Genomic DNA, 23,074 nt, shown 5'->3' on the forward strand with positions numbered 1-23,074 from the left:
ACCCCCCCGGGCGGCCCCGCAATTTGGTGTAACTAACTACGCCGGGCGGGGGGGGGGGGGGGGGGCCCCCCCCCCCCCCCCCCCCGCTTCCGTCTGCGGTTTGCTCAGTCCCGGCGGACCGTGATCGTCGTCCACGCGCCGACGTGCACCTGGTCGCCGTCCTGGAGCGGGACGGGGACGTAGGGCTGGATCGGCTCCTCGGAGCCGTTGACCGTCGTGCCGTTGGTGGAGTTCTGGTCGACCACGGCCCAGCTGCCGTCCGGCTGCTGCACCAGCACGGCGTGCTGGTGGGAGACGCCCGGGTCCTCCGGCGGCACCGACAGGTCGATGTCCGGAGACTCGCCCGTGCTGTGCCGACGGCGGCCGATCGTGATCTGCCCGCCGGTGAGCGCGAGCTGCTGCTCCGGGGAGTACGCGGGCAGGTTGAGCCCGGTCGCCTCGGGGCCGCTGCGCTGCATCATCGCCAGGAAGTACTCACGGTCGGGCGCGATGAACGCGGTCCAGTTGTTGGACAGCGGCGGCCGTCCGGGGCCGGGACCGTGCTGCGGACCGGGGCCGTGCTGTCCGGGGCCGGGGCCCTGGGGGCCGCCGTGCTGCGGACCCGGGCCGTGGTGGCCGGGACCGGGGCCGCCGTGCTGGCCGGGCCCCTGCTGCCCCGGGAACGGGGGCTGCGGGCCCGGGCCCGGCGGGGGCGCGGGCTGCGAGGGCGGGGACAGCAGCCAGTCGTCGCCGTCGGTGCGCGGCGGGGCCGGCGGGGGCGCCGTCTGCTGCTGGAAGGCGGGCGGCGCGCCCTGCTGCTGGAACGGCGGCGGCGAGCTCTGCGGGCCGCCCTGCGGACCCTGCTGGTACGGGGGCGGAGGCCCCTGCGGACCGGGACCGTGCTGGCCGGGGCCCTGCGGACCGGGACCGTGCTGGCCGGGGCCCTGCGGACCGGGACCGTGCTGGCCGAACGGCGGCGGGCCGCCCTGCGGGCCCTGGCCGCCGGGGCCGCCCTGGCCGAACGGCGGCTGCCCCTGGCCCTGGTGGCCGGACTGGCCCGGGCCCGTGGAGAGGGGCTCGGCGGACCGGTTCACCTGCGAGGGGCGGGAGCCCTGGTAGTCGAAGGGGTCGCGGGACTGCGGCGGGCCGGGCGGCGGCTGCTGCGCCGGGAAGCCCGGCGGCCGGTTGCCGGCGGGGCCGGGGTCGTTCGGGAGGTCGTGCCGGGGGGCCAGCGGGGTGTAGGACGTCGCCGTGTTCGTGAGGAAGTTCCAGCGGCACTCCTCGCAGAACGGCGCCATCGCCTCGCGCGGCGTGCGGCACTGCGGGCACAGCTCGGCCTGGGCGGTCGCGTCCGGGTCGTGCGGCCGGGGGTATCCGTAACCGTGTGCGGGCGGCGGGGGAGGCGGCGGGGGGACCGCACCCGCAGGCGCGCCCGCCCCGGTCATGCGGTGGCCGCAGACCTCGCACCAGTCCTCGGAACCCGACTGGTGTCCGTTCGGGCAGGTCGGCATGTCGGCGCTTCCCCCTCTCCTTCTCCGGCCCGCAGGCCGTCATGTGGCGTGCTCCGCCGCCCGGCGGACCTGAACCGGCGGGCGGCTGATCGTTGCGGATATGTGGTTATTTCTTGACGCGGACCGTCTTCGTGGAGCGCGTTTCGAGAGTCATCTCGTCCGCTTCCGCGACCTTCGCCTTCAGTCGCACAGTACCCGTCGCCGCATCGACGACGTCTACCACCTTCGAAAGCAGTTTCGCAGTGTCCTCGTTCCCGGACGCCGACGCCAACTGCACCGCTCGGCCCAGTTTGGCCGTGGCCCCGTCGAAGTCTCCCGACTTGCGGGCATCGAGCCCCTGCTGGATGACTTGTGCTAGTTCGGCCTGGCCCGTGTAGTGCGCCACCTGCGGATTGATCGAGGTCGACGCCACCATGTCGTCCGTCCACACCGCCCGTACCAGCCCCTGCGAGAGCGTCTGCGGCGCCCCGCCCGATGGGTCGGGAAGGATCAGCGAGACCCGGGCGGCGAGCATCTCCTGACCGATGCCGGCCTCCGGGACCCGGACGCACACGTGGTAGTCGCGGGACTCGTCGCCCCAGGAACCGGTCGGGTAGTCCCCGGCGCGGGGGCCCGCCTCGGTGCGGCGGCCGGTCAGGTCGGCGACCGTCGGCGCCACCTGCTTCACGAACTGGATCTCCACGCCGACCGGGGTCCAGAGCCGCAGCGCCACGTCCGCGACCTCCTTGCCCATGGCGTTCTCCATCATCCGCGTGAAGTCCGCCGCGAGCCCGGCCGGGTCGGCGACGATGTCGGCGGTGCCGAGGAGCGCCGAGGCGATCCCTGTGACTTCTTTCACCTCCCAGTCGGTGCCGACCCCGCGGGCGTCACAGGTGAACCGGCCCGCGCAGGCGTCGAGCGCCGCGCGCAGGTCCTCGGGCGACTCGTGCTCGTTGCGCCCGTCGGTGAGCAGGATGCCGTGCCGGATGTCCACGTCCGCCGCGCCGAGCAGCCGGTCCGCCAGCCGCAGCCAGGTCCCGATCGCCGTACCGCCGCCCGCGCTCAGCCGGCGCAGGGCCTCCCGGGCCTCGGCCCGGGTCCGCGGGTCGGCGACCGCGAGTCGGCCGTTGCCCGGGTAGACCTCCTTGGCCACGTGCGTCCCGGCGACCACGGCGAACGAGGTGCCGTCGCGCAGGGTGTCCACGGCCGCCGCCGTCGCGTCGCGGGCGTTGCGCATCTTGGTCGGCGGGTAGTCCATCGAACCGGAGCAGTCCACCATGATCACCACGGCGGCCCCGGCGGCCCGCCCCGGCAGCGGTACGCCCCCGGTGGTGCCGCCCCCGGTCGAGGTGACCGTGATGATGCCGTTGACCTCGCGGCCGCCCTCGGGCAGGAACTCGTTCTGGTACACCTCGACGGAGAACTGCGGCACGTTCGACTTGGAGAAGTTGGCCATCTGATCGGCTCCTTGAGGCTCCACGTCTCGATGAAGCCAGAGGTACGGACAAAGGCGTAGAGGGGTGAATCACCCGGTATCAGGCGGAGCCTGCCCCTTGCGGTGACACGGCGAACGGCAGCAGGGCCACTGTTACGTTGTCGTGGCCGCCGCCGTCCAGGGCGTGGCCGACCAGGACCTGGGCGCCGTGCAGCGGGCGGGCGTACGCGTCCTCGGGCACCGCGGCGGCCATCTCGGCGGCGGACTCCGCGTAGTTCCACAGGCCGTCCGTGCAGACCACCACGACGCCCGGCCGGTCCGGCTTGAACGAGGCGGTGTGCGGCTCCAGTTCGTACGCGTCCGCGCCGAGCCAGCCCGTGATGGCGTGGGCGCGCTCGTCCGCGTACGCCTCCGCCTCGTTCATCAGGCCCGTCGCCACCATCTGCGCGGCCCACGAGTCGTCCTCGGTGAGCCGGGCGGGCGCGGTGGAGCGGTCCTCGGGCACCCAGTACACGCGGCTGTCGCCGACCCAGCCGACGACGAGCAGGCCGCTCGCCATGACCGCGCCGACCAGGGTGCACGCCGGGGCGTTCTGGTGGCGGTGCTGCTCGCGCTCCTGACCGGCCTGCTCGGCCAGCCGGTTGACCGACTCCGCGGCCGCCACGATCGCCTCGTGCATCGCCTGCTGCGGGTGCGTGCCGCGCGGCAGCGACGCCAGCAGGGACTCGTTGGCCGCGCTCGCCGCCGCCGCCGACGCCTCGTCGGGCCGGCTGGCCGAGGACACCCCGTCGCAGACGATCGCCACGACGGCCGCCGAGCCGTCCGGCAGGGCCGTCGTGGACACCGCGAACGAGTCCTCGTTGCGATGGTGGCGCAGCCCCCGGTCGCTCACCGCGGCGACCGAGCCGAGCTCCTGCTCCATGTGGTCGCGCTCGCGCGGCTGCGCGTGGCCGCAGTTCTCGCAGTAGCCGTCGCCGTCGACCCGCCCGGCCCGGCAGGCCACGCACACCTTGCCGCCGGCCGCCGGGGCCGGGGCGGGCGCGGGGGCCTGCTGCGGGGGCTCCGGGACCGCCCGGGGATCGGGCGCCCCGCCCGGGGCGGCCAGCTCGAAGTCGCCGGATGCGCCCGGCCCGTCGTAACGGACCCCGGAGACCGGGTCGGCGGCCGTCGCACCCGGGGTGGTGATGGCGACCGTCGGGCGGTCGCGGGGCGGCTCGGGCACGGCCGACAGGTCGTACCCGCAGGCGCCGCAGAACAGGTCGCCCTGCTCCAGCGGCTCCTCGCAGCCGGGGCACCTCGGCAAGGCGGTCTCCTGGTGGTTCTGCGACATGTTCACACCCACGTTCGGGGGCGGAAGCGGTTGGCCCGCTCCACCAGTTCGATCCTCTCGGCCCCGGGCTCCGCGAGCCGGGCGAGCATCCGGTACGCACGCTCCAGACCGAACCGCAGTCCGCGCTCGTCCAGCTCGCTGCCGAGCAGCGTCCCCGGGCCGTGCGGCCCGGCGTGCGCGGCCGGCTGCGGCCCCGAAGGGCTACCGGAGAGTACCCAGTCCAGCGCGGTCCCCAGCACCTCGGTCGAGAGGCGCTCCCGCCGGACCGCGTCGAGCCCCAGCCCCGAGAGGGCCGACACCTGGGCCGAAGCGGCCGTCAGGTCCGCCATCAGCGGCTCCTGCGGGGCCCGTTCACGCAGCCGGGCCCGGACGGCGGCGATCCGGGCCGCCGTGTAGTGGATCGACGCCTCCGGCACCGACTCCAGCGTCCGGACGGCCGCACTCCGGTCACCGGCCGCGATCTGCACCCGGGCCAGACCGAAGGCCGCGCTGACGAAGCTCGGGTCGGTCAGCCACACCAGCCGGTAGTACTCGGCGGCGTTGTCCAGCTGCCCCAGCACCTCCGCGCAGATACCGAGGGCCAGCTTCGGCGCGGGCTCCCCGGGGAACGCGTCGTACACCGCGTCGAACGACAGCGCGGCGTTCTCCTTGTCGCCGGTCACCAGCGAGGTGAGGCCCCGGTACCAGACGACGCGCCAGTCGTCGGCGTGCTGCCCCTCCAGGGCGGCCAGGGTCTGCGCGGCGGCGGCGACCTCGCCCATCTCCAGGTGGGCCCGCAGCTCGCGCAGCCGGGTCTCCAGCGATGCGGCCGGCACCGCCTGCAACGCGGCGATCAGCTCGGCGGGCGCCGACGCCATCACCCCGGCCAGGAAGCCCGCGTTCGGGTCGCTCGCGTCCACCCGGGGCACGGGCAGCGCGAGCGAGGTCCCCCGCACGTCGAGCCCGGCCAGCCGGGGCACCCCGGAGCCCGCCGGCACCGGAGCGGCACCGGGGGAGGGGACCGGGCTGCGCGGCGCGGGGACGCTCGCGGCGGGCGCGTACGGCAGGGGGCCCGGGCCGGTGCCCGCCCCACCCGGCGTACGGACATGGGTGGATGCCGAGGGCACCGGGGCGGCGCCCGTGGGCGAGGCGGGGGGCGGCCCGGCGGGCAGCGCCCCCGGTATCCCGCCGGGCGGGGTGGCGGCGGGCGCCGGGGCGCCCGTGCCGTTCCGGCGGCCGAAGCGGCCCCCGGACGCGGCGGCGGTCCGCGCGCCCAGGTGCGACACCTCGCCCGCCCCGTCCGCGAACAGCTCCGTGTCGGTGACCCGCAACTCCGCGCCGAACAGCGTGGACAGCGCCGGGCGCGGGCGCCCCGACTGGAGCGAGACCACCTCGCGCAGCACGCCCGTCAGCTGCTCGGCCATCTCCGCCGCCGAGGCGAACCTGCGGGCCGGGTCGGGGTCGGTGGCGCGTACCAGGAGCCGGTAGAACGACTCGTAGCTCCGGAACACCTCGATGTTGTCCGGGTCCGGGAGCGAGTCCACGAAGACGTTCGTGTACCCCTGGAAGTCGAAGGTGAGCACCGCGAGCGTGCGGGCCACCGTGTACAGGTCGGAGGCGACCGACGGGCCCAGCTCCGCCACCTCGGGCGCCTGGTAGCCGACGGTGCCGTAGATCGCCGACTCCTCGTCGTCCATCCGGCGGACCGCGCCCATGTCGATCAGCTTCAGCTGGTCCTCGGTCTGGATCGCGTTGTCGACCTTGAAGTCGCAGTACAGCAGGTTGCGGCTGTGCAGATGGCCCAGCGCCTCCAGGGCCTCGATGCCGAACGCGCACGCCTGCTCGACCGGCAGCGGATCGCGCTTCCCGGCCGGTGTGCGGCGCTCGTTGGCGATCTCCTTGAGCGACTTGCCGCCGACGTACTCCATGACGATGTAGCCGTCGAGCGAACCGGTCCGCTGGTCCAGGTGCTCCACGAAGTTGTAGATCCGGACGATGTTGGAGTGCTCGATCTCCGCGAGGAACCGCCGCTCCGAGATCGCCGCCGCCATCGCGTCCTGGTCACCCGTGTCGAGCAGGCCCTTGAGCACCACCCAGCGGTCCGAGACCGCCTTGTCCACCGCGAGGTAGACCCAGCCGAGCCCGCCGTGCGCCAGACAGCCCGCGACCTCGTACTGCCCGTGGACGACGTCCCCCGCCTCCAGCTTCGGCACGAAGGAGTACGGGTGGCCGCACTTGGTGCAGAACCCCTCGGTGCGGCCCGGCCGGTCGCCCCGGGCCCGGCCCACCGGCGCCCCGCAGTCGGAGCGCGAGCAGAACCGCTTGCGCTCGGGCACCTCCGGGTTCTCCATGACGGCCGTACGCGGATCGGGCCGCGGCACGTCCGGCACCTGCACCAGACCCGCGCCCAGCCGGTTGCGGCCCGAGGCGTTGGTCGACTTGGCGGAGGAGCGCACCGACACCGACTGCGCGCCGGTCCGGCCGGACAGCGACAGGGACCGCGAGAGCCGCCCCGACACCGAACGCCGGGAGGTCGACGAACGCGACGAGGAGCGCGAGGACGCCTGTGAACTGCTGCGTGCCGAAGCACTGCTGGAGCCCCGGCCGCCGCCCGCGATCCCGGTGGGCGGCGAGCTCACCATCCCGTTCGGCGACACGACGGGCGCCAGACCGCAGGTGTCGCAGTACAGCTCACCGCCGCCCATGTCCTCGTAACTGCCCTCGCACGCGGGGCGCTGGCACTGCGTACTCATGTCCGTTCCCCCTCTTCGCCCCGCCGCCACGACGGATTGTCACCTCTGCCCAGCAGCTCCAGCGCCGCGTCCTGGTAGCGCTGCACCGCCTGCGCCGCGACCCGCAGATCGCACGGGGCGCTCCACAGCATCCGGCGCGCCGCGTCGTACCGCTCGATCAGGACCGGGTCCTCCGCCAGCCCGTGGCGGGCCACCTTCGCCTTGTACGCGTCGAGCCGGCCGCGCAGCTCCGCCCGGACGGCCAGCGGCGCGGTCACCGCCGTCAGCTGCTCGCGGGCCCGCAGCAACTCCTCCTCGGCCTCCCGCTCCAGGGTCTCCAGGAGCGGCGAGAGGCGGTGCCAGCGGGCATGCCTGCGGTACTCCGAAGCGGCGGCCAGCCGCTCCTGGAGCGCGGTCGGCGGTCCGTTGACCACCGGCACCTCCGACGCGGCGATCTTGGCCAGCACCTCGCCGCGCGCCACCCGGGCCTCGGCCAGCGTGCGGTCGGCCCGGGACAGCACATCGCGCAGGTGCACCAGCCGCTGCTCGGCGTCCTGCCGTACGGCGAGCACCGCCTCGACCTCGCGCCGCACCTCCTCCAGCGCCTGGGCCGCCCGGTCGTAACGCGCCGTGTCGGGGCGGCCGCCGCCGGGCGCCGCGCTCCCGGGCCCCGGCAGCCAGAAGGCCAGCGGGTCCGAGATCACCTGCGCCCGCAGCGTGGCCAGCTCCGCGGTGATCGCCTCCAGCTCGTCGCCCGCCGGGTGCTCGCCGGGCCGGACGCCCACCGAGTGCGCCAGCGAGTGGGTGCGGCGCAGCTCGGCGGCGAGGAGGTCTATACGGGCGGGCATCGCCGACCACACGGTGTCCGAGGCCACCACCATGTCCAGGGCGCTCGCGTACAGGCCGTTCATCCGGGAGACCAGCTCCTCCAGCGTGAACCGCTCGGAGAGGCGGGCCGGGCCGGTGACCGACGGGTCGTGCCCGGCGGCGCCGTGCGCCACGACGACGCCCTCGCCGCGCAGCAGCTCGGTCAGGACCGTCAGGTCCTCCCGGTTGGGGTGGCGGCGCCGGGCCCGCACCTCACGGGCCCGCTCCAGCACCCCCGTATACGCGTCGAAGTAGCTCCACAGCAGCGTGACCGACCGCTCGGTGACGGCCCACCGCTCCTTGGTGACACCGGACAGCTCGGCGCCCTCCAGGAGCCTGCGGCCCGCGTGGTCCTGGAGGGCGAGGAGCGAGGTCTCGATCGCCTCGTGCTCCGCGCCGAGCCGGGACAGCGCACGGTCGGCCTCGTCCCGGTCCATGACCGGACCGGGCGGCCGGGCCGCATAGCCGGGGAAGGGGCCGGCGACGCCCATCGATCACCTCTCCGCTCTCCCCGCCGGGCCTGGGCCCCGCGGGATCAGTGCCGCCGCCCGCAGGGCGGGGCCGTCGCTAGTCCCGGTACTTCGGCTCCGGCGGCCCCTGGACCCCCGGCAGGCCCTCCTGGAGCCAGGACCGGTACGACTTCATCCAGAGGCTGTCCGCGCCACCGGCCCGGTAGTCGACCAGGACCTTGTTGACCCGGGACACCAGGTCGTCCGCGCCCTTCTTCGTGGCGACGCCGTAGTACTCCGTGGTGAACGGGTCGCCCTTCAGCTCGACCGCCGGGTCCTGAGCGGCCTGGCCCGCTGCCAGCGCGTTGTCCGTGACGACGGCGTCGACCTCGCCCAGCTGGAGCCGTACCAGGCAGTCCAGCTGGTTGGGGACGGTCAGCCGGTCCTCGTCGGCCGGGGTGCCGTCGTGCTCGTCCTTGAAGACCGAGCCGAACGACTCCTTCTCCAGCGCCTCGTACGCCGTGGAGCCCTCGGCGGTGCAGATGCGCTTGCCGCGCAGCGTGGAGTTGAAACCGGTGATCGAGTGGTCCTCCTTCGCGGCCAGGACCTGCTGGCCGGCCTGGAAGTACGCCGTGGAGAACGAGACCTGCTTCAGCCGGGCGCAGTTGATCGTCATCGTCCGCACGACCACGTCGACCTTGTCGTTCTCCAGCGCGGCGATGCGCTGGTTGGTCGGGATCGCCCGGAAGATCACCTTGTCGCCGTCGCCGAGGATGTCCTTCGCGAGGGCCCGGACCAGGTCGATGTCGAAGCCTTCGAGATTCCCGGTCGCCGGATTGCGGAAGCCCCACTGGAAGCTGTTCTGGTCGACGCCCGCGATGAGCTTGCCGCGCTCCTTGATCTTGCGGACCGCGTCCCCGTCCGCCTCGCCTGGCCGCAGGCTCGCCTCCGGGTCCGTGCAGCCGTCGGCCTTCGCCTGGAGGGCGTGCGCCGCGCCCGGCCCCGTCACCTGGGGGCCGAAGACGTCGTCGCCCGCGTGGGAGAGGGGCAGCAGGGTCAGCGACGCGGTCAGCGCGCAGGCGGCGGCCATCGCCGTCACCCCGCCCCACCCGCGCAGCCGGCGCAGTGCCCCACGGCCCGCATTCGGGTCCTTCGCTGTCATCGCTCCCCCTGTCACCGGAACTCCGAGAGCCTGCGGTTGACCCCGACGATCGCCGCGACCGCGCCCAGCACGGCCAGGATCGCCGCGCCGACCGGCAGGCCCCCCAGGGCGCCGCGGCCGTCCCGCGCGGCCCGGGTGAAGTCGTCCTGCTCGTGCGCCAGGGCGTCGCGCAGCGCGTCGTCCACCTTCTTGAAGGACTCGCCCGTGGAGTTCTCCTGGCCGATGATCTGCTCCAGGGCCGATTCGTAATCCCCGGCGTCGTCGGTCTTGCGGGCCGTACGGTGGCGGCCCTGCCACTCCTCGACCGCCGCGGCCGCCGCGGCGACCGGCTTGCCGCCCTCGCCGTCCCCGGTCTCGTCGGCCAGCTTCGCCGCCGCGGCCAGCTCCCCGCCGAGCGCCTTCATGCCCGCCGTGTAGTCGGTCTCGTACTTGTCGTTCTTGCCGTCCGCGGTGAGCACCGCGCCCCGGGCGACCACCGTCAGGTTCTCGTCGGCGCGCGCCTTCAGCGAGTCGATGCGGGCCCGGTTGAGCACGTCCATGGGCCGCTGCCCGTGCGAATCGGCTTCGGCCAGGCCGGACCTGGCCACCGTGTGCCCGACCGCGAGCCACAGCAGCAGCACCGTCGTCGCGGCCGTCGCGGCCAGCAGTCCGTGGTTGAACACCCGATTCGTCCGGCGGTAGTTGCGGCGCTGCGCCCAGGCCAGCACGGCCAGCGCGACGATGCCGGCGACGAGCGAGAAGAGCGGCCAACTCCGGGCGGAACTCTGGTCGTCGCCGAGCCGGCCGGTCTCCGCCGCGTACAGTCGCTCGGCGGCCGGCAGCAACTCGCCGGACATCGTCTGGTTCGCGTACCGCAGATAGGCGCCGCCCAGCGGGAGGCCCTGGCGGTTGTTGGCGCGGGCGCGCTCGATCAGACCCGTGTAGCGGGGGAGCCCCTCGTTGAGCGTGGTGATCTCGCGGCCGGACGCGGTGGCCGCGTCCGTGTTCGCCGCGGCCTTCACCAGGAGCCGGGACGCCTCCTCGATGTCCTTCACATACTGGTCGTGCACCGCGCGCGGCTCCTGCGGCCCGGCCAGGAAGCCGCTCGCCGCCGCCGCGTCCGCGTCCGCGAGCGAGCGGTAGATGCCCGCCGCGTCCGCGCTCAGCGGCTGGCTGCGCTCCACCACGTCGTCGGCGGAGGCGGCCCGGTCGTTGATCTCGAAGGCCGTCACCGCCCCGAACGCGAGGACCAGGAGCGCCAGGACGGCCCCGATGATGCGCAGCCGGCCCGGTTCGGTGGTCGCGGCGGCACGCAGCCGTCCCACGACGACGGCCAGGGTGCTCGGCTGCGGCGGCACGGGCGCGGGCGCCGGCGCGGGCGCGGCCTCCGGCGCGGGCTGCTGCCCCAGCGCGCGTTGCTGCGCCTCACGCGCACTCGGCGGGTGTGTCACTCGACCTCCCCCTCGGTCACTGACGGCGGCCCGCCCCCGGCCGTTCGGGGGACTGGTGCCCGGCCAGAAGTATGGCCTCAGGTACCGGCACCCACATCCAGAACGCCTGGATCGGGCACCGGACCACGCAGCGGCCGGCCACGACCGGCCGCGGTCAACCGCATTCGATCAAGACCGGCGCCGTTGATCAAGGCGAACGGCACGATCCCCCTCCGGACCGTCCTCCCCATCAACAACACGACTGGGACGCCCGATCGGTTCCCTCAACCCCGAAAGGCGCCCCGCAACCCGCAGGCTACGGGACGCCCCTGACGGGCCGGCGGTCAGGCGTACTGCGCCCGCAGCCTCGCGTGCACCTCGGGCGCCGCGCCCGTGTGGTCCAGGCCCAGGAGCCCCGCGCCGAGGACCGGCGACTCCCGCACCACGCGCACCACGGCCTTCGGGGCCCGCGCCGCGAGGAGTTCGCGGATGCGGTCGTCCAACTGCGGATGGCACGCGGCCAGCACGCTGCCGCCGAGCAGCACCGGCGCCTCCTCGTCCAGCAGCCCGAGGCGGTTCAGCGCGACCGAGGCCAGCGCCACGACCTCCTCGGCCAGCCGGTCCACCAGGGCCCGCGCCACCGGATCGCCGGCGGCTCCCGTCGCGAAGAGCACCGGGGCCAGCTCGTGGCGGCGCTCCGGCGCGATGCGGCCCAGGTGCAGCGCCTCGATCAGCGCGTACATCGAGTCGAGCCCGAAGTGCGCGGGGAGCGTCCGGGCCAGCTCGGTCGGCTCGCCCCGGCCGTCCTCGGCGCGCGCGGCGAACCACAGCGCCTCCTCGGACAGGCCCGAACCGCCGCCCCAGTCACCGGAGATCCGCCCGATCGCCGGGAAGCGCGCGGTGCGCCCGTCCGGGACCATGCCGACGCAGTTGATGCCCGCGCCGCACACCACGGCCACGCCGCGCGGTTCGTCGACCCCGGCCCGCAGGATCGCGAAGGTGTCGTTGCGCACCTCGACGGTCCGGCCCCAGCCGCGCGCGGCCAGCGCCGCCGTCAGCTGCTCCTCCTCGACCGGCAGGTCCGCGTTGGCCAGGCAGGCGGAGACATGGGCGACCTGCCCGGCGTCCGCCCCGGCCTCGGTGAACGCCCGCTCCACCGCCGCGCCGAGCACGTCGACGGCCGTCTCCACACCGGCCAGGGGCGGCTGGAACCCGCCGCCCCTGGCCGTGGACAGCACCGTGCCGTCCGCACCGATGAGGGCCACATCGGTCTTGCTGTTCCCCGCGTCGATCGCGAGGACGGAACCGTTCACGCCCACGCGAGGTGCTCCCGGTTGTGCGCGATCAGCTTGTCGGTCAGCGCCTCGGCGTACGCGAACTGGCCGATCAGGGGGTGCGCGAGCAGCGCCTTGAACACCCGGTCCCGGCCGCCGTGCAGCGCGGCCTCCAGGGCCAGGTCCTCGTAAGCCGTGACGTTGGCGATGAGCCCCGCGTACAGCGGGTCCAGGGCGGGCACGGCGAGCGGGGTCGCGCCCGAGCCGTCGACCTTCGCCTGGACCTCGATGACCGCGTCGTCCGGGAGGAAGGGCAGGGTGCCGTTGTTGTACGTGTTGACCACCTGGTGCGCCGAGCCGCCGCCGCCCAGGAGGGCCGCCGCCAGGTCCACGGCCGCCTCCGAATAGAAGGCGCCGCCGCGCTTGGCGAGCAGCGCGGGCTTCTCGTCCAGCGCCGGGTCGCCGTACATCGCCAGGAGCTCCTTCTCCATGGCGGCGACCTCGGCGGCCCGGGAGGGCTTGGTGCCGAGCTCGCGGACGACCTCGTCGTGCGCGTAGAAGTACCGCAGGTAGTACGAGGGGACGACGCCGAGCCGGTCCACGATCGCGCGCGGCATGTGCAGGTCGTCCGCGATGGCGTCGCCGTGCTCGGCGATCAGGCGCGGCAGCACGTTCTCGCCCTGGGGGCCGCCGAGGCGCACCCCCAGCTCCCAGGTGAGGTGGTTCAGCCCGACGTGGTCGAGGTGCACCTCGCCGGGGGCCACGTCGAGCAGCCGGGCGAACTTGCGCTGGAAGCCGATGGCCACGTTGCACAGGCCGACGGCCTTGTGCCCGGCCTGGAGCAGGGCGCGGGTGACGATGCCGACCGGGTTGGTGAAGTCGATGATCCAGGCGTCCGGGTTGGTGCGCCGGACGCGTTCGGCGATGTCCAGGACGACCGGAACGGTGCGCAGGGCCTTGGCGAGGCCGCCGGCCCCGGTGGTCTCCTGGCCGATGCAGCCGCACTCCAGGGGCCAGGTCTCGTCCTGGTTGCGGGCGGCCTGGCCGCCGACGCGCAGCTGGAGCAGGACGGCGTCCGCTCCGGCGACGCCCGCGTCGACGTCCGATGTGGTGACGATGCGGCCCGGGTGGCCCTGCTTGGCGAAGATCCGCCGGGCGAGGCCGCCCACGAGGTCGAGCCGGTCGGCGGCCGGGTCGACGAGGACCAGCTCCTCGACCGGCAGCGTGTCACGCAGCCGGGCGAATCCGTCGATCAGTTCGGGGGTGTAGGTGGACCCGCCACCCACTACAGCGAGCTTCATGGTTCAGCCCTTTACTCCGGTCAGTGTGACGCCCTCGACAAAAGCCTTCTGTGCGAAGAAGAAGACGACGATCACGGGGGCCATGACCAGAACGGTCGCGGCCATGGTCAGGTTCCAGTCGGTGTGGTGCGCGCCCTTGAAGGACTCAAGGCCGTAACTCAGCGTCCAGGCCCCCGGGTTCTCGGAGGCGTAGATCTGCGGGCCGAAGTAGTCGTTCCAGGCGTAGAAGAACTGGAAGAGGGCGACGGCGGCGATCCCCGGCTTGGCCATCGGCACCACCACGCGCAGCAGGGCGCGCAGTTCGCCGCAGCCGTCGACCTTCGCCGCGTCGAGGTACTCGTCGGGGATGGTCAGCAGGAACTGCCGCAGCAGGAAGATGGAGAACGCGTCGCCGAAGGCCATCGGGATGATCAGCGGCCACAGCGTGCCGGACAGGTCCAGCTGCTTGGCCCAGAACAGGTACATCGGGATGACCACGACCTGCGGCGGCAGCATCATCATCGAGATGACGAGCATCAGCGACAGATGCCGGCCCCGGAAGCGGAACTTGGCGAGCGCGTACGCCACGGGCAGCGAGGACACCACCGTGAGGACGGTGCCCAGACCCGCGTACAGCAGGGTGTTCCGCCACCAGGTCAGGAAGCCCGGGGTGTCGAACACCCGTTTGTAGTTGGCCCACTCGAAGGGGTGCGGCCAAAGGTCCCGGGTGAGGGCCTGCTGGTCGCTCATCAGCGAGGTGAGCACGAGGAAGACGAACGGCAGGACGAAGAAGAGGGCCGCCGCCACGCCGAGCGCGTGCACGGCGATCCAGTTCAGCAGCGCCTTGCGGCGCGCGACGCGCTGCGCGGGGGAGACGGGGTCACCCACCGGTCCGGCGGTCTTCGGGAGGTCGAGAACCTGCGCCATGTCACTCACCTGCCTGGATCAGTCCGCTGCGGCGCCGCATCAGCAGTGCGGTGAACGCCATGGCGAGGACGAAGAGTACGAGCGCGACCACACAGGCGGAGCCGTAGTCGAAGCGCTGGAAACCGAGGTTGTAGACCAGCTGCGGAAGCGTCAGTGTCGACTTGTCGGGATAGCCGGGTTCGAACTGCTGGCCCGAGCCGCCCATGACCCCGGACGCGACCTTCCCGGCCACCAGCGGCTGGGTGTAGTACTGCATCGTCTGGATGATGCCGGTGACCACGGCGAACATGATGATCGGCGAGATGTTCGGCAGCGTGACATACCGGAACCGGTGGTACGCGGTGGCTCCGTCCAGCTCCGCCGCCTCGTACTGCTCCTTCGGTACGTCGAGCAGCGCGGCCATGAAGATCACCATCAGGTCGCCCACCCCCCACACCGCGAGCGCGGTCAGCGCCGGCTTGGACCAGGTGGCGTCGGTGAACCAGCCGGGCGTGCCCATCCCCAGGTCGCCGAGGATCGAGTTGACCGGCCCGGTCCCGGGGTTGAGCAGGAAGACGAAGCCCAGCGTGGCCGCGACCGGCGGAGCGAGATAGGGCAGGTAGAACAGCGTCCGGAAGACACCGGTCCCCGTCTTGATCTTGGTGATCAGCAGCCCGACACCGAGTCCGAAGACCACCCGGCAGGTCACCATCACGATGACCAGCCACAGGGTGTTGCGCAGCGCCGGCCAGAACATCGGGTAGTCGTTGAAGACGTACGACCAGTTCTTGAAGCCGCTGAACTCGGGGGCGGCGAAGCCGTCGTAACTGGTGAAGGAGAAGTAGACCGTGGAGATCAGCGGGTAGGCGAAGAAGACGCAGAACCCGATCAGCCAGGGCGACATGAAGGCCGCCGTCCGAAGCGCCGACCTGCGGCGCTTCGAGCGGAGTGTGTACGTGCTCATCGCGTCGGTCCTACTTCGCCTGGGCGATCGCCGCGTCGATTTCCTTCGCGGTCTTCTCCAGACCCGCCTTGATGTCCGTCTGCTTGCCCTTCTCGACATCGAAGCCGAGGTTCTGCAGGGACGTCAGGTACGCGCCGCCGTTCACCGAGGGCGGGGTGGTGGTCGACTTCGGGTTGGCCGCGATGTCCAGGAAGACCTTGAAGCGCGGGTCGTACTTCAGCTTCGGCGACTTCAGCGCGGCCAGCGTGGAGGGCACGTTGTGGATGGCGTTGGCGAAGTTCACCACCGCGTCGGTGTCGGTCGTCATGAACTTGACCAGCTCCCACGCCGCGTTCTGCTTGCTGGACGTGGCGGCGATGCCCGCGATGGTGCCGGTCAGATAGCCCTTGCCGTACGTGTCGGCCTCGTCGTCCGCGACGGGCATCGGGGCCACCCCGATCTCGAAGCCGGGCTTGGTGTCCTCGGCCATGCCGAGCCGCCACTCGCCGTCCAGCTGCATCGCCACCTGGCCGGTGTGGAACGGGTGCTTGGCGCCCCACTCGTCACCGAAGCCGGTACGGAACTTCTCCAGCTTCGCGTAGCCGCCGAGCGAGTCGACCAGCTTCTTCTGGTTCGCGAGCAGCGCGGCGAACGCCGGGTCCTTCGCGATGTTCGACTTGCCGTCCGCGTCGAAGTAGGTGGGGTTCCAGGCGCCGAGGTAGTGCTCGGTGGTCGACTCGTAGCCGTGGTAGTTCGGCATGAAGCCCAGCTGCTCGTACGAGTCGCCCTTGGTCTTCGTCAGCTTCTTGGCGTCGGCCGCGAACTCGGACCAGGTCTTCGGCGGGTTCGCGATCCCGGCCTTCTTGAAGGCGTCCTTGTTGTAGTAGAGCCCGTACGCGTCACCCAGCAGCGGGACCGTGCAGCGCACCCCGTCGTACTGGGTGTACTCGTTCATCGCCTTCGGGAAGGTCGCCTCGGGGTCGATGCCGTCCTTCTTCAGGAACGGGTTGAGGTCCACGAACGCCTTCGAGGAGCAGAACTTGCCCACGTTGTTCGTGGTGAACGACGAGACGACGTCCGGCGCCTTGGACCCGCCGGCGCGCAGCGCCTGGTTGATCTTGTCGTCGGTCATGTTGCCGACGACCTTCACATGGATGTTGGGGTGGGCCTTCTCGAAGGCGGCGATCGTGGCCTCGATGCCCTTCACCTCGCCCGGCGCGCTCCAGCCGTGCCAGAAGGTGATGGTCGTCTCCTTGGAGGCGTCATCGTCGGCCCCGGAGCCGCTCTGCCCGGTACAGGCGGAGGCGAACAGGGCTATCGCGGCGGTCGCGGCGAGTGCGGCGGCCGGCTTCCGGCGGTTTCCGGACATGGTGAGGTCTCCCGGTGAAGCGGTGGGCTGGGACGGGGCGGGTACGGGAAAGGGGTGGCGTGAGAGGTCAGCGCGAGGTGTCGAACACTTCGTCGCGGGTGGTGGCGAGCGCGCTCTCCAGCGCCCCGCGCAGAACGGGCCGGTGGGTGACGTCCCCGGCGAGCAGCCGGGGCCTGGACGCGGCGAGCTCGGCCAGCTCGGCCGCGACCCGGGCGCGCAGCGGCTCCCCGCCGCGCGAGAACAGCTCGCCGGAGAGCACGACGATCTCGGGGTCGAGGACGGCGACCAGCGAGGCGAGGCCGGTCGCGAGGCCGGTGGCGAACCGGTCGAGCAGCGCGGCGTACGGCCCCGCCTCACCCCGCTCCTCCGCCTCGGCGGCCCGGCCCACCAGCTCGGCGGCGATCTCGTGGTGGGTGCCGGAGCCCGGCGCGTCCTCGATGCCCAGCTCCCGGGCCACCCGTGCGAGCACCTGGGCGCCCGCCAGCTCCTGGAAGCCGCCCGCGTTGGCCTTGGTGACCTGGCGGACCAGCGGCGCCCCCGGCACCGGCAGGAAGCCGACCTCGCCGGCGCCCCCGGTGAAGCCCCGGTGCAGCCGGCCGTTGATGACGAGTGCGGCGCCCAGGCCCTCCTCGTTCCACAGGAGCACGAAGTCGTCGTGGCCCCGGGCCGCACCGCTGCGCTGCTCGGCCACCGCGACGAGGTTGACGTCGTTCTCGTACTCGACGGGCATCGGCAGCACCGCCGCCAGCTCGTCGAGCAGCGTGGTGGAGTGCCAGCCCGGCAGGTGCGAGGCGTACCGCAGCCGGCCCGTGTTCGGGTCGAAGGCGCCCGGCGTGCCGATGACCACCCGGTGCACATCGGCCCGGGTCAGCCCGGCGGCCGCGACCGCGCCGTCCAGCGCCTCGGTCACCTCGCGCACCACGCTGTGGGCGCGCCGCCCGGGGGTCCGCAGCTCGAACTCGCCGACCGTCGCGCCGGTGACATCGGCGACGGCGGCGACGATCCGGTGGGCGTTCACATCGAGCCCGGCGACATGGGCGGCGGCGGCGTTGACCGCGTACAGCTGGGCGTTGGGGCCGGGGCGCCCGGCGGCGGTCCCGGTGGCGACGACGAGCCCGGCGGCTTCGAGGCGGGCCAGCAGCTGGGAGGCGGTGGGCTTGGAGAGCCCGGTGAGCTTCCCGATCCGGGTCCGCGACAGGGGGCCGTGCTCCAGGAGCAGATCGAGGGCGGCGCGGTCGTTCATGGCGCGCAGAACGCTGGGTGTGCCCGGCGTGTTTCCGGCCATGAGCGTGGCACCTGCCCTCTGTTAGGAAAGTTTCCTGTTCGGTGAGAGGAAGGTAGGGCCGGGGCCACCGGGGCGTCAATGACCTGACCCCCGGTGGCAACCAAAGCGTTACCGGGCCGGGCGGGCTACTTCGTGGTGCTCGGCGGGATCGGGGTCGTGGCGAGCGACTGCGGGGAGGTCGCCGAGGCGTACGCGGACGGGGCGGCCATCCCGGCCGTGGGGTCGGCGCCGTCGGGGGCCTCCTCCGGGGCGCCGGTCACCATGCTGATGCCGGCCGCGTCCAGCGCCACCTTGATGCGCCAGCGCAGCTCCCGCTCCACGCCGACCGCCTGGCCCGGCATGGTCTTCGCGCTCACCCGGACCGTCATCGAGTCCAGCAGCACCGTGTCCAGGCCCAGGATCTCCACCGGGCCCCACAGGCGCTCGTTCCAGGGGTCCTCCTTGGCCATCTCCTGGGCCGCCTCGGTGATCACCGCGCGGATCTTCTCCAGGTCCTCCGTCGGGCGGACCTGGACGTCGACGCCGGCCGTGGACCAGCCCTGGCTGAGGTTGCCGATCCGCTTGACCTCACCGTTGCGGACGTACCAGATCGCGCCGTTCTCGCCGCGCAGCTTGGTGACGCGCAGGCCCACCTCGATGACCTCGCCGGAGGCGACGCCCGCGTCGATCTGGTCGCCCACCCCGTACTGGTCCTCCAGGATCATGAAGACCCCGGACAGGAAGTCGGTGACCAGGTTGCGGGCGCCGAAGCCGAGTGCGACCCCGGCGACCCCGGCGGAGGCCAGGAGCGGGGCCAGGTTGATCTGGAACGCGCCCAGGATCATCAGCGCCGCGGTGCCCAGGATCAGGAACGAGGCCACCGAACGGAGCACCGAGCCGATCGCCTCCGACCGCTGGCGGCGGCGCTCCGCGTTGACCAGGAGGCCGCCGAGCGCGGTGCCCTCCACCGCCTGCGCGCTGCGGTTCATCCGTTCTATGAGCTTGGTCAGGGCGCGGCGGACGGCGATGCGCAGAACGACCGCGATCGCCGCGATCAGGACGATCCGCAGCCCGGTGTTCAGCCAGGTGGACCAGTTCTCCTCGACCCAGCCCGCGGCGTCTCCCGCCTGCTTCGCGGCTTCGTCCAGCGAGCCGCCCGGCTCCGGTGACGGGGCTGCGGCCAACAGGGCGGACAGGGACACGGCGAGACCTCCAGGGGGCGGGCGCTGAGCGGAAGAGCGCTGAACAACCACACTAACGGGGGACCCGCGCGGGAAAAATTCCTTCCAGCCCGTTACCCGTACGTGGTGGCGCTCCGACCAGGCGTGAGGGGAGACTGAGAGCGGAGATCGTCCCGGCGCGAGCCACGCGCCGCCGGCGTACAAGGAGGCATCCGTGCCGCATGTCCTGGTTCTCAACGCGTCGTACGAGCCGCTCGGCGTCGTACCGCTCCGCCGCGCACTCGTCCTCGTCCTCGAGAACAAGGCCATCTGTCTTGAGGAGTCCGGCGCCCTCATGCACAGCGCGACCCGCGCCGTCCCGGCCCCCAGCGTCGTCCGGCTCAAGCGGTTCGTCCGCGTCCCCTACCGGGGGCCGGTGCCGCTGACCAGACGGGCCCTGTTCGCCAGGGACGGCGGGCGCTGCATGTACTGCGGGGCCGCCGCGACCAGCGTCGACCACGTCATCCCGCGCAGCCGGGGCGGCCGGCACGCCTGGGACAACGTGGTGGCGGCCTGCCGCCGCTGCAACCACGTCAAGGCCGACCGCCATCTGCCCGAGCTCGGCTGGCGGCTGCACCAGCAGCCCGCCCCGCCGACCGGACTGGCCTGGCGGATCATCGGCACGGGGCACCGCGACCCGCGCTGGCTGCCCTATCTGCAACCGTTCGGCGCGGACGACGCGATGGCCCGGATCGACGGCATCTCAGCCTGAGACCGGGCCTGTCCGCTTCCCGGGGCGGCCCGCCGCCCCGGGACCTCGGCGTGTCCGGCGCCCCCTCAGCCGTCCTTCGCCACCGCGTACGCCTCGGCCGACCAGAGCGAGATCCCGTACTTCGTGGCCCGCTCGTCGCCCAGCACGCGCACGAACCGGGTGTCCTTCGCGTCCATCCGCACCGACTCGCTGCCGCCGCGGCCCTCGCGGACGGTCGCCGCGGTGCGCCAGGTGCGGCCGTCCGACGAGACCTGGACGCGGTAGCGCGACGCGTACGCGTCCTGCCAGTGCAGCACCACCCTGCCGAGGCGGACCGGGGCGGGCAGTTCCGCCTGCCACCACGCCCCGTCCTCGGCCGGTGAGGACCAGCGGGTCTCCGGGTCGCCGTCGGACGCGGCGGACGCCGGGAAATCGGCGGTCTCGTCGCCCGACGAGGCGGCGGCGGCCCCGCGCAGCAGGTCGGGCCCGGCGGTGCGCGGGTAGGCCCGAACGGTCAGCGTGGTCCGCTCGTCCCCGAAGGAGAACGGCACCTCGTACTCGCCGGCCGGGGTGTCCCCGGGGACCGTGATCTCCACCGGGACCTCGGTCCGCGTCCCGCGCGGCACGGTCGTACGCTTCGGCACGCGGACCTCGATGCCCTCGGGCGCCTTCGCGGTCAGCCGGCCGCGCACCTCGGCCGGGCGCCGGCCGGACAGCCGGGCCCGGACCTCCTGCGGCCCGCCGCCGATGACCGCGTCGGTCTCGCCGCGCGCCAGGTCCAGCCGGGCGGCCGGCTCGTCCCCGAACCAGGGCACCAGGGAGCGCACGTCCGGGGCGGTCCCCGCGCGGACCGACGCCCCGGCCAGCGGCGGGATGATCAGGGGCGGGGCCCCGGCCGCCAGCGGGGTCGCGGCAGGCCAGCTGATCCGGACCGCGTCGGCCCGCACCCCCTCGCCCGCCGCCTGGGTCCACCCGCTCGCCGACAGCGGGCCGAGCGCGCGCCACCCCTCGCCCGGCACATGCGCCTGGACCGTCGCGCCCACCGCCGCCCCGTCGTCCGGCACGGTCGTCGCGGTGACCGCCTCCAGCGGGCGGGCCCGGTCGAGGCGCACCGTATAGCTGCCCGGGGCCTCGGACAGCTCGCCGCCCGGCCGGTCGGTGCCGGTCCAGGAGCGGGCCTCCTCGCGGACCCGGTCGAGGAAGGCGTCGAGCACGCCCTCGCCGACCTTCGCGCTGTGCGCCGCGATGTCCTTCCGGACCTGGTCCAGCGCCAGGGACGCCTGCCAGGCGGCGGCCCCGTCGCCCCGGGCCTGGGCGCGCAGCAGGTCCACGGCCAGCTCGCCCGCGTGGCCGTAGCGGGACAGCTGCGCGGTCCACGGGCGGACCTCGGTGCCGAGCCGGCCCCCGGCGACGCCCGCGAGCCGCGCCGGGGCCGCCCGCATCTCGCCGAACGCGTCCCGCAGCCGGTCCGCCGCCGTGTCGAGCGCCTTGCCCGCGCCGTCCGCGTACGCCGCGCGGAACGCGGCGATCGACGGCCGCAGATACGCGGACTCGGTGGAGCCGAGCACGGAGCCCGCGCTGTTGCCCGCGAGCGCCCGCAGCGCGCCGCCGCTCCGGCCGTCGCCGCCCGCGAGGTCGTCGATCGCGGCCTCCCAGGACTTCGCGGAGTCGTAGCCCCTCGGGTTCCAGGCGAAGTCGGCGGCCGTGAAGAGCGGGATGCGGGAGGCGGCGGGCTGCTCCATCGCGTTGGCCAGCAGCGCCGCCGAACCGGACGCCACCGCCGGGTCCCGGCCGGTGTACGGGCCGAGGAAGATCCGGTCCTGCGCGTAGTCGTTTACGGGGTAGTTGTCCATGGTCACCAGGGGGTGCCGGAACGCGGCGCGCGCCCCGGCCAGTTCGCCGCCGGTGATGGTCCTCGGTACGACTCCGACGCCCGTCCAGGCGACCTCGATCCCGGCCGCCAGCTCCCGGGCGAGCGCCGTGCGGTACGCGGTCCTGCCGTCCTGGTAGTACTCGGTCGGCATCACCGACAGCGGCAGGGCGTCCGGGTGGCGCTCCGCGAGGTGCCGGGCCACGCCGTTCACGACGCGGGCCTGTGCCCGGGCCGCCGCGCCGGGGCCGCTGCCGAAGGCGTCCGCGTCGGCCGCGCAGTGCCACTCGCTGTAGCTGACGTCCTGGAACTGCACCTGGAAGACCCGCACCCCCAGGTCCCACATCGCGTCGATCTTGCGGGTCAGCGCCTTGAGATCGCGGTCGGACGACAGGCACATCGACTGGCCGGGAGCCACCGCCCAGCCGAGCGTCACATGCTCGGCCGCGGCCCGTTCGGCCAGCGCCCGGAGATCGGCCTTCCGCGCCGCCGGGTACGGGTCGCGCCAGCGGGCCTGCCGGTACGGGTCGTCGCCCGCCGCGTACAGATAGCGGTTCTGCTTGGTGCGCCCCAGGAAGCCGAGCTGCGCGAGCCGGTCCTCCTGGCTCCACGGCTGCCCGTAGAACCCCTCGGTCAGCCCGCGTACGGCGGTGGCCGGCCAGTCCCGGACGGTGACCCCGGCGACCTTCCCGCCCCGGACCAGCTGTCGCAGCGTCTGCACCGCGTGGAACAGCCCGTCCCCGCCGACGCCCTCGACGGCCACCGTGTCCCGCTTCGCGATCCGCCCGGCCGCCAGCCGGTAACCGCCCGCCGGGAGATCCGCGCGGTCCGGGGCGCCCAGCTCGCGCAGCGCGTCCGCCGCCCCGTCGCCGCCCAGCCGCAGGACCGGCCCGGCGCCGGGCAGCGCCTCGTGGACCGTGCGCACCCCGGCGTCCGCCAGGACCGTGCGCAGCGCCTTCACCGCGTACGGATCGGCCTCCGGGTCCGCGATCAGGGTGACCTCGCGGCCCAGGGCGACGGCGGGCCCGGCCGCCGCCATGCTCTGCGGGCGCGGCCACACGGCGGGGAGCGCGGAGTCGGCCGCGCGGCTCCGGTCCGCCGCCGACCTGGACGCCGGGTCCGGGGGAGCGGCGAGCGCGGGCGGGGCCCCGGCGGCGAGCAGCCCGCCGAGCACGGCCACGGCGACGGCCGTCGCCCGCGTCCTCCCACTGAGCCGCATCCCTGTCTCTCCCCTCGCCCCGGCCGATGGCCTCCGAGCCCACCACCCCGCGCGCGAGGGTGTCAATGCGTGAGGCGATCGGTACGGAAATGACCTGATGTGACCGGTGTGATGAGCGGGGCGCGTGCGACGGGGCGATACGCGAAAGACAGCGCCGAATGGCCGAAAAAGGCGAACGTCTTACGGGCAACCGGGCCTTCGGGAAC

16 protein-coding genes are annotated in these 23,074 nt (G+C 73.6%); 1 reads left to right on the top strand and 15 read right to left on the bottom strand.

Annotated elements, in window-relative coordinates; all coding sequences use genetic code 11:
• Positions 1-104: 104 nt before the first annotated feature.
• The 14 genes from ACIQZN_RS06595 to ACIQZN_RS06660 all read right to left on the bottom strand — a co-directional run bounded on the left by ACIQZN_RS06595 (position 105) and on the right by ACIQZN_RS06660 (position 19,070).
• Positions 105-1,490: an FHA domain-containing protein gene (locus tag ACIQZN_RS06595; protein ID WP_403988983.1), complete on the bottom strand. Its 1,386-nt coding sequence runs from the start codon at positions 1,488-1,490 to the stop codon at positions 105-107.
• A 106-nt stretch (positions 1,491-1,596) separates the two neighbouring features.
• Entirely contained in the window at positions 1,597-2,925 is a 1,329-nt protein-coding gene (locus ACIQZN_RS06600) for a VWA domain-containing protein (RefSeq protein WP_073965159.1), read from the bottom strand.
• A gap of 79 nt (positions 2,926-3,004) precedes the next feature.
• Positions 3,005-4,234: a PP2C family protein-serine/threonine phosphatase gene (locus tag ACIQZN_RS06605; RefSeq protein WP_403988985.1), complete on the bottom strand. Its 1,230-nt coding sequence runs from the start codon at positions 4,232-4,234 to the stop codon at positions 3,005-3,007.
• Between the two features lie 2 nt (positions 4,235-4,236).
• The gene (locus ACIQZN_RS06610) at positions 4,237-6,966 is read right to left on the bottom strand and encodes a tetratricopeptide repeat protein (RefSeq protein ID WP_403988987.1); all 2,730 of its coding nucleotides are present in this window, start codon (positions 6,964-6,966) and stop codon (positions 4,237-4,239) included.
• A complete protein-coding gene (locus ACIQZN_RS06615) occupies positions 6,963-8,303 on the bottom strand; it encodes a hypothetical protein (RefSeq protein WP_403988989.1) in 1,341 nt (446 codons plus the stop codon). Before ACIQZN_RS06615 ends, ACIQZN_RS06610 begins: the two co-directional genes overlap by 4 nt.
• Positions 8,304-8,379: 76 nt before the next feature.
• A complete protein-coding gene (locus tag ACIQZN_RS06620) occupies positions 8,380-9,351 on the bottom strand; it encodes a glutamate ABC transporter substrate-binding protein (protein ID WP_403989178.1) in 972 nt (323 codons plus the stop codon).
• Positions 9,352-9,434: 83 nt separating this feature from the next.
• A complete protein-coding gene (locus ACIQZN_RS06625) occupies positions 9,435-10,760 on the bottom strand; it encodes a hypothetical protein (protein WP_403989180.1) in 1,326 nt (441 codons plus the stop codon).
• Positions 10,761-11,176: 416 nt separating this feature from the next.
• Complete coding sequence (locus ACIQZN_RS06630) at positions 11,177-12,151, bottom strand: N-acetylglucosamine kinase (RefSeq protein ID WP_403988991.1); 975 nt, start codon at positions 12,149-12,151, stop codon at positions 11,177-11,179.
• Positions 12,142-13,407, bottom strand: coding sequence for a 6-phospho-beta-glucosidase (locus ACIQZN_RS06635; RefSeq protein ID WP_403988993.1), 1,266 nt, complete (start codon positions 13,405-13,407; stop codon positions 12,142-12,144). Before ACIQZN_RS06635 ends, ACIQZN_RS06630 begins: the two co-directional genes overlap by 10 nt.
• Before the next feature lie 3 nt (positions 13,408-13,410).
• On the bottom strand, positions 13,411-14,313 hold the full coding sequence (locus ACIQZN_RS06640) for a carbohydrate ABC transporter permease (protein ID WP_403988995.1): 903 nt from the start codon (positions 14,311-14,313) through the stop codon (positions 13,411-13,413).
• Position 14,314: 1 nt separating this feature from the next.
• Complete coding sequence (locus ACIQZN_RS06645) at positions 14,315-15,256, bottom strand: carbohydrate ABC transporter permease (protein WP_403988997.1); 942 nt, start codon at positions 15,254-15,256, stop codon at positions 14,315-14,317.
• A 10-nt stretch (positions 15,257-15,266) separates the two neighbouring features.
• Positions 15,267-16,604, bottom strand: a complete 1,338-nt coding sequence (locus tag ACIQZN_RS06650) for an ABC transporter substrate-binding protein (protein WP_403988999.1) — start codon at positions 16,602-16,604, stop codon at positions 15,267-15,269.
• A 67-nt stretch (positions 16,605-16,671) separates the two neighbouring features.
• Entirely contained in the window at positions 16,672-17,889 is a 1,218-nt protein-coding gene (locus ACIQZN_RS06655) for an ROK family protein (RefSeq protein ID WP_403989001.1), read from the bottom strand.
• Between the two features lie 125 nt (positions 17,890-18,014).
• Positions 18,015-19,070: a mechanosensitive ion channel family protein gene (locus ACIQZN_RS06660; protein WP_403989003.1), complete on the bottom strand. Its 1,056-nt coding sequence runs from the start codon at positions 19,068-19,070 to the stop codon at positions 18,015-18,017.
• 193 nt (positions 19,071-19,263) lie between these two features.
• On the opposite strand from ACIQZN_RS06660, the gene ACIQZN_RS06665 reads away from it, so the two are divergent.
• The gene (locus ACIQZN_RS06665; RefSeq protein WP_073965171.1) at positions 19,264-19,800 is read left to right on the top strand and encodes an HNH endonuclease; all 537 of its coding nucleotides are present in this window, start codon (positions 19,264-19,266) and stop codon (positions 19,798-19,800) included.
• A 65-nt stretch (positions 19,801-19,865) separates the two neighbouring features.
• Here the strand turns inward: ACIQZN_RS06665 and ACIQZN_RS06670 are convergent, their stop codons facing one another.
• Positions 19,866-22,868, bottom strand: a complete 3,003-nt coding sequence (locus tag ACIQZN_RS06670; RefSeq protein WP_403989005.1) for a beta-N-acetylglucosaminidase domain-containing protein — start codon at positions 22,866-22,868, stop codon at positions 19,866-19,868.
• Positions 22,869-23,074 lie beyond the last annotated feature (206 nt).

This window comes from Streptomyces sp. NPDC097595, from assembly GCF_044761525.1.
GTDB classification, from domain to species: domain Bacteria; phylum Actinomycetota; class Actinomycetes; order Streptomycetales; family Streptomycetaceae; genus Streptomyces; species Streptomyces drozdowiczii_A.

Excerpts from the sequence above, each read along its gene's own strand:
- ACIQZN_RS06595 (WP_403988983.1), bottom strand. The coding sequence starts at position 1,490 with ATGCCGACCTGCCCGAACGGACACCAGTCGGGTTCCGAGGACTGGTGC.
- ACIQZN_RS06600 (WP_073965159.1), bottom strand. The coding sequence starts at position 2,925 with ATGGCCAACTTCTCCAAGTCGAACGTGCCGCAGTTCTCCGTCGAGGTG.
- ACIQZN_RS06605 (WP_403988985.1), bottom strand. The coding sequence starts at position 4,234 with ATGTCGCAGAACCACCAGGAGACCGCCTTGCCGAGGTGCCCCGGCTGC.
- ACIQZN_RS06610 (WP_403988987.1), bottom strand. The coding sequence starts at position 6,966 with ATGAGTACGCAGTGCCAGCGCCCCGCGTGCGAGGGCAGTTACGAGGAC.
- ACIQZN_RS06615 (WP_403988989.1), bottom strand. The coding sequence starts at position 8,303 with ATGGGCGTCGCCGGCCCCTTCCCCGGCTATGCGGCCCGGCCGCCCGGT.
- ACIQZN_RS06620 (WP_403989178.1), bottom strand. The coding sequence starts at position 9,351 with ATGGCCGCCGCCTGCGCGCTGACCGCGTCGCTGACCCTGCTGCCCCTC.
- ACIQZN_RS06635 (WP_403988993.1), bottom strand. The coding sequence starts at position 13,407 with ATGAAGCTCGCTGTAGTGGGTGGCGGGTCCACCTACACCCCCGAACTG.
- ACIQZN_RS06640 (WP_403988995.1), bottom strand. The coding sequence starts at position 14,313 with ATGGCGCAGGTTCTCGACCTCCCGAAGACCGCCGGACCGGTGGGTGAC.
- ACIQZN_RS06645 (WP_403988997.1), bottom strand. The coding sequence starts at position 15,256 with ATGAGCACGTACACACTCCGCTCGAAGCGCCGCAGGTCGGCGCTTCGG.
- ACIQZN_RS06650 (WP_403988999.1), bottom strand. The coding sequence starts at position 16,604 with ATGTCCGGAAACCGCCGGAAGCCGGCCGCCGCACTCGCCGCGACCGCC.
- ACIQZN_RS06655 (WP_403989001.1), bottom strand. The coding sequence starts at position 17,889 with ATGGCCGGAAACACGCCGGGCACACCCAGCGTTCTGCGCGCCATGAAC.
- ACIQZN_RS06670 (WP_403989005.1), bottom strand. The coding sequence starts at position 22,868 with ATGCGGCTCAGTGGGAGGACGCGGGCGACGGCCGTCGCCGTGGCCGTG.